At 74.0% G+C, this 4,535-nt stretch carries 7 protein-coding genes; 4 read left to right on the top strand and 3 right to left on the bottom strand.

The window, feature by feature from the left end:
- Nucleotides 1-153 precede the first annotated feature (153 nt).
- From KVT45_RS53460 to KVT45_RS53445, 4 genes are all read left to right on the top strand, one after another.
- Nucleotides 154-1,068, top strand: coding sequence for an alpha/beta fold hydrolase (locus KVT45_RS53460; RefSeq protein WP_217562132.1), 915 nt, complete (start codon nt 154-156; stop codon nt 1,066-1,068).
- On the top strand, nt 1,061-1,561 hold the full coding sequence (locus tag KVT45_RS53455) for a DoxX family protein (RefSeq protein WP_217562130.1): 501 nt from the start codon (nt 1,061-1,063) through the stop codon (nt 1,559-1,561). The genes KVT45_RS53460 and KVT45_RS53455 overlap by 8 nt, the downstream gene beginning before the upstream one ends.
- Before the next feature lie 16 nt (nt 1,562-1,577).
- Nucleotides 1,578-2,393, top strand: coding sequence for an NAD(P)-dependent oxidoreductase (locus tag KVT45_RS53450; RefSeq protein WP_217562128.1), 816 nt, complete (start codon nt 1,578-1,580; stop codon nt 2,391-2,393).
- 89 nt (nt 2,394-2,482) lie between these two features.
- Nucleotides 2,483-3,091 carry a TetR/AcrR family transcriptional regulator gene (locus KVT45_RS53445; RefSeq protein WP_308311157.1) on the top strand — a complete coding sequence of 203 codons (609 nt, stop codon included), beginning with the start codon at nt 2,483-2,485 and terminating at the stop codon, nt 3,089-3,091.
- Here KVT45_RS53445 and KVT45_RS53440 read toward each other — a convergent pair.
- The 3 genes from KVT45_RS53440 to KVT45_RS53430 form a co-directional block, all read right to left on the bottom strand.
- Nucleotides 3,067-3,918: an NAD(P)-dependent oxidoreductase gene (locus KVT45_RS53440; protein ID WP_217562125.1), complete on the bottom strand. Its 852-nt coding sequence runs from the start codon at nt 3,916-3,918 to the stop codon at nt 3,067-3,069. The two genes, KVT45_RS53445 and KVT45_RS53440, sit on opposite strands and share 25 nt — an antisense overlap.
- The gene (locus tag KVT45_RS53435) at nt 3,915-4,286 is read right to left on the bottom strand and encodes a carboxymuconolactone decarboxylase family protein (protein WP_217562123.1); all 372 of its coding nucleotides are present in this window, start codon (nt 4,284-4,286) and stop codon (nt 3,915-3,917) included. The genes KVT45_RS53440 and KVT45_RS53435 overlap by 4 nt, the downstream gene beginning before the upstream one ends.
- 18 nt (nt 4,287-4,304) lie before the next feature.
- Nucleotides 4,305-4,535: aldehyde dehydrogenase family protein (locus tag KVT45_RS53430; protein ID WP_217562121.1), on the bottom strand; the 231-nt coding region annotated here is incomplete at its 5' end.

Here is a 4,535-nt window from a genome sequence, read left to right as displayed (position 1 = left end):
TGGGCCTGCTGCACGAGGCCGAGCTGCAGCTGCGCGGCGAGGCCGACGCCCGCCAGGTCGCCGGTGCGCGCACCGCGGTCGTTTCCAGCGGCGGGCTCACCCCCAGCGGCGTCCTCCTGCTCAGGACGGACGGATGACATCCAGGACGGTCGTATGACCTCGCTCGAACCCGAACTCGCCCACGCGGTACGGCGGCTGGTGGCCGACGTGCACGGAGTGCCCGCCTCCGCGCTGCTCGCCGAGGCGCCCCGCCCGCAGGGCGTGATCGTGGCCCTGCACGGCGGTGCCACCACCTCCGCCTACTTCGACCATCCCGGCCACCCCCGGCTCTCCCTCCTGCGCACCGCGGCCACCGCGGGCTTCACCGTCCTGGCCCTGGACCGCCCCGGCTACGGCAGTTCGGCCGGACACGAGGACCGGATGGGCACGCCCGAGCAGCGCACCGACTTCGCCTACGAGGCCGTGGCCGCACTCCTTGACGGCCGTGATCGCGGCCTCGGCATGTTCCTCTGGGCGCACTCGGCGGGCTGCGAACTCGCCGTACGCATGGCGAGCGACCGGCGGGGCACCGACCTGCTCGGCGTGGAGCTGGCCGGGATGGGCCGCGTCCACCACCCCCGTTCGGTGCTGGCGATGGAGGAGTGGCGGCGCGATCCGACCCGCACCCGGCCCAACCTCCGCCGCGCGCTGTGGGATCCACCGCACGCCTACCCTCCCGACGTGCACGGCGGCCGGCACATCGGCTCCGCCTCGCCCGCCTACGAAGGGCTCCGGGAGAACTGGCAGGAGGAGTTCGCCCGGCTCTCCGGGCAGGTGCCGGTGCCCGTCCACATCACCCTCGCCGAACACGAACAGGTGTGGGCGAACGGCCCCGAGGGACTCGCGGACCTCGCCTCGATGTTCACCGGCTCGTCCCGCGTCGTCCTGCACGAGCAGGCGGGCGCCGGCCACAACACCAGCGTCGGCCGCACCGCCCTCGCCTACCACCTGCACGTCCTCGCCTTCGTGGAGGAGTGCGCGCTCGGCGTCCAGGCGCTGCCCGCCGAGCGGCGGTACCGGGATGGGTGAGGCCTCGGACACCGCCCTGCTGGCCGTACGCCTCGTGCTGGGTGCGGTCATGGCGGCGCACGGCTGGAACCACTGGCGCGGCCCGGGCGGGATCGACGGCACCGCACGCTGGTTCGGCGGCCTCGGCCTGACCCGGCCCCGGCTCCAGGCCTGGCTGAGCGTCCTCACCGAACTCGGGGCGGGCGCCCTGCTCGCACTGGGCCTGCTGACCCCGCTCGCCTGCGCGGCCGTGCTGTCGGTGATGCTGGTCGCCGGACTGCTCGCCCACCGGCCGCACGGCTTCTTCGTGTTCAAGGAGGGCTACGAGTACGTCCTCGTCCTCGGCACGCTCGCGGTCGCGCTCGGCGCCTGGGGACCGGGAAAGTACGCGCTCGACACGGCGGCGGACATCACGGTGACCGGATGGGCGGGCGCCGGCGTGGTGCTCGCGGTGGGCGTGGTGGCGACCGCCGGACTGCTGGCGGTGTTCTGGCGTCCGCGGAAGACGACCTGACGTGAGGAGGGCCCCCGTGCGTGTGGGCTTCATCGGACTGGGCAGCCAGGGCGGGCCCATGGCCCGGCGGATCGCCGGGGCGGGACACGAGACGACCCTGTGGGCCCGCAGGCCCGCCACGCTCACCCCGTTCGCGGACAGCGGCGCCAAGACGGTCGGCTCGCCCGGCGAACTGGCCGCCGCGAGCGACCTGGTGTGCGTGTGCGTCGTCGACGACGCCGACGTCGAGCAGGTGGTCACCGGCCCGGACGGGGTCCTCGCCGGGCTGCGCAGGGGCGGGGTGATCGCCGTCCACTCCACCGTGCATCCCGACACCTGCCGCCGCCTGGAGGCGCTGGCCCGGACCTCTGGTGTCTCTCTCCTCGACGCGCCGGTCAGCGGGGGTGGCCGGGCCGCCGAACAGGGCAGCCTCCTCGTCATGGCGGGCGGCGACCCCCAGGTCTTCGCCTACTGCCGCCCGGTGTTCGAGACCTACGGCGACCCCGTCGTCCACCTCGGCCCCACCGGCTCCGGACAGCTCGCCAAGATACTCAACAACCTGCTGTTCACCGCCCAGTTGGGACTCGCCGCCGACGCGCTCGGCGTGGGTGCCGCCCTCGGTCTGGACCGTGCCGCGCTCACCCGGGTCCTGCCCCGCGGCAGCGCGGCCAGCTTCGCGCTGGACCGGGTCGCCGACGCGGGCGGCACCCTCGACCGCATCGCCGCCCACGCGGGCGGACTGCTCGCCAAGGACGTCCGGCTGTTCGCCGGCATCGCGGACGCGGCCGGTGCCGGGGAAGCGGGAACGCTCCGGGAGGCCGCGCTCGCGGCCCTGGCCGCGATGGGGAAATGAGGCCAATCCCGTACGCCCTCTCGCCCTGCCGAGGCGCGCCTACATAGTGTGGGCGGGCACCTCTCCAACGGCGGAAGGGGCCCAACGTGGTGTCGGCGAGGCGTCAGCAGATCCTGGAAGCGGCCCTGGAGGTCTTCGCCGAACGCGGGTTCAAGGGCACCTCGATCGACGCGGTGGCCGAGCGCGCCGGCCTCACCCGGCAGGGCGTGCTGCACTACTTCCCCAGCAAGAAGCGACTGCTCCTCGACCTCCTCGCCTTCCGCGAAGAGCTCGCCCGGGAGCACCTCGCGGGACGCAGGCTCGGGGAGGACTGGGCCGGCGACTTCGCCGAGGCCGTGGCCTTCGAAGTGCACCATCCCTCGCTGGCCACCGTGCAGACCGTGGTCCTCGCCGAGGCCGTCACCGGCCAGGAACCGGCCTGCGGCTACGTCCGCGAACGCAGCCGGTCCCTCCAGGAACACCTCACCGCCCACCTGATCGAGCGATACGGGGAGCGGCTGCCCAGCGGACTGGATCCGCGGACCGCCGCGGCCGCTGTCTTAGCCCTCATCGAAGGCGTCCACCAGCTGTGGCTCGTCGACCAGGACGCCGAGCGCTACCCCCGGATCGTGCGCGAGGCGCTGTCCGTGCTGCTCGGTACCGACAGTGCCCCGAAGCCCCAACTGCCGCAGCCTCAACTGCCGCTGACGAACGGGTAGATGCGGGTGAAGTCGACGCCCGGTTCGGCCGTGGCGAACGCCTCCCACACCGCGTCCGTGACGGCGGCGAGTGCCGCCGCGCCGCCCGACTCGTCCACCTCGCGCAGAAACAGCCGTACGTCCTTCGCCATCAGCGTGTTGCTGAACCCGGAGGCGTAGCGGCCGGTCAGCACCTCCTGCGGGAACTTGTCGAGGGTGGCCCCGCTGCGGCCGCTGGACGCGTTGAGCACCTCCAGCAGTACGTCCATGTCCAGTCCGGCGGCCCGTGCGAAGGCCACGGCCTCGCTGGCCGCCGCCAGTGCGGTCGCGGACAGGAAGTTGTTGGCGAGCTTCAACGCCTGCGCCTGCCCGGGACGGTCGCCGACCCGGCGCCTGCGGTCGCTCAGCCCCGCGAGCACCGGCTCGACGTGCGCGCAGGCCTCGTCGGAGCCCGCGTACATGACCATCAGGGTGCGCTTGCGTGCCCCCGCCACCCCGCCGGACACGGGCGCGTCGACGTACGACAGCCCGGTGCTGCCGAGATGACGCGCCGCCGCGACCCCCACCGTGGAGGTGTCCACGACGTGCGTGACCCGCCGGTCCCGGGCGGCCAGGAGGCCGGCCACGACCTTTCCGCAGACCGTTCCGTCCGGCAGGCTGAGCACCACCGTGCCGACGTCCCGGGCCACCTCCGCCGGGTCCGGCGCCCAGCGGGCGCCCACCGGAGTGCGGGCCGGACCGGCGGCGTCGTAGGCCACCACCTCGAAGCCGTCGCGCACCAGGTTCGTGGCCAGCGCCCCGCCCATGTTGCCCAGCCCGATGAAGCCCACCGCCCCGCGCCCGCTCACACCGCCTCCCGGGCGGCACGCACCTCGCGCAGGACCGCCGAGGCCTCGGTCCCGGCCGGGGCGCCGCAGTAGGCGGTCAGTTGGAAGAGGAGTTCGTCGATCTCGGCATCGGTGACACCGGCGCGCGGGGCCGCCTCCAGATGGATCCGGAAGGCACCCATACGGCCCGTCGAGGCCGTCATCGCCAGCACCAGCAGACTGCGGTCGCGCCGGGTCAGCGGCCCGCCGCGGGCCCAGACCCCCCAGGCCGTCGCCGTGACGAAGTCCTGGTACCCGGCCGGCAGGGTGTCCGCTGTCGCCGTGCCGTCGTCGCCGATCACCTCACCGCGCACCGCCCGTGCGGCCCGCTGCCATCCGTCGTCGTACATCAGCCATCCCCTCCGTGGTCAGCCCAGGCTCGCGCTGACGGTCTTGAGCTGTGCGTACTCGTGCAGTGCCGCCAGGCCCTTCTCCCGGCCGTAGCCGCTGTGCCGGTAGCCGCCGAACGGCGTCTCGATCGTGAGCGGGCCGCCGTTCACGGCCACCTGGCCCGCCTCGATCCGCTCGGCGGGCCGCAGCCCGCGCGCCAGGTCGCCGCTCCACACCGCCGCCACCAGCCCGTAGTCCGTGTCGTTGGC

Origin of the sequence: Streptomyces sp. GbtcB6 (assembly GCF_019091475.1) — a bacterium.
Taxonomy (GTDB): domain Bacteria; phylum Actinomycetota; class Actinomycetes; order Streptomycetales; family Streptomycetaceae; genus Streptomyces; species Streptomyces hyaluromycini.
This window is presented reverse-complemented; position numbering and strand designations above follow the sequence as displayed.

Coding starts and splice junctions, on each gene's coding strand:
- KVT45_RS53460 (WP_217562132.1), top strand. CDS start 154: ATGACCTCGCTCGAACCCGAACTCGCCCACGCGGTACGGCGGCTGGTG.
- KVT45_RS53455 (WP_217562130.1), top strand. CDS start 1,061: ATGGGTGAGGCCTCGGACACCGCCCTGCTGGCCGTACGCCTCGTGCTG.
- KVT45_RS53435 (WP_217562123.1), bottom strand. CDS start 4,286: ATGTACGACGACGGATGGCAGCGGGCCGCACGGGCGGTGCGCGGTGAG.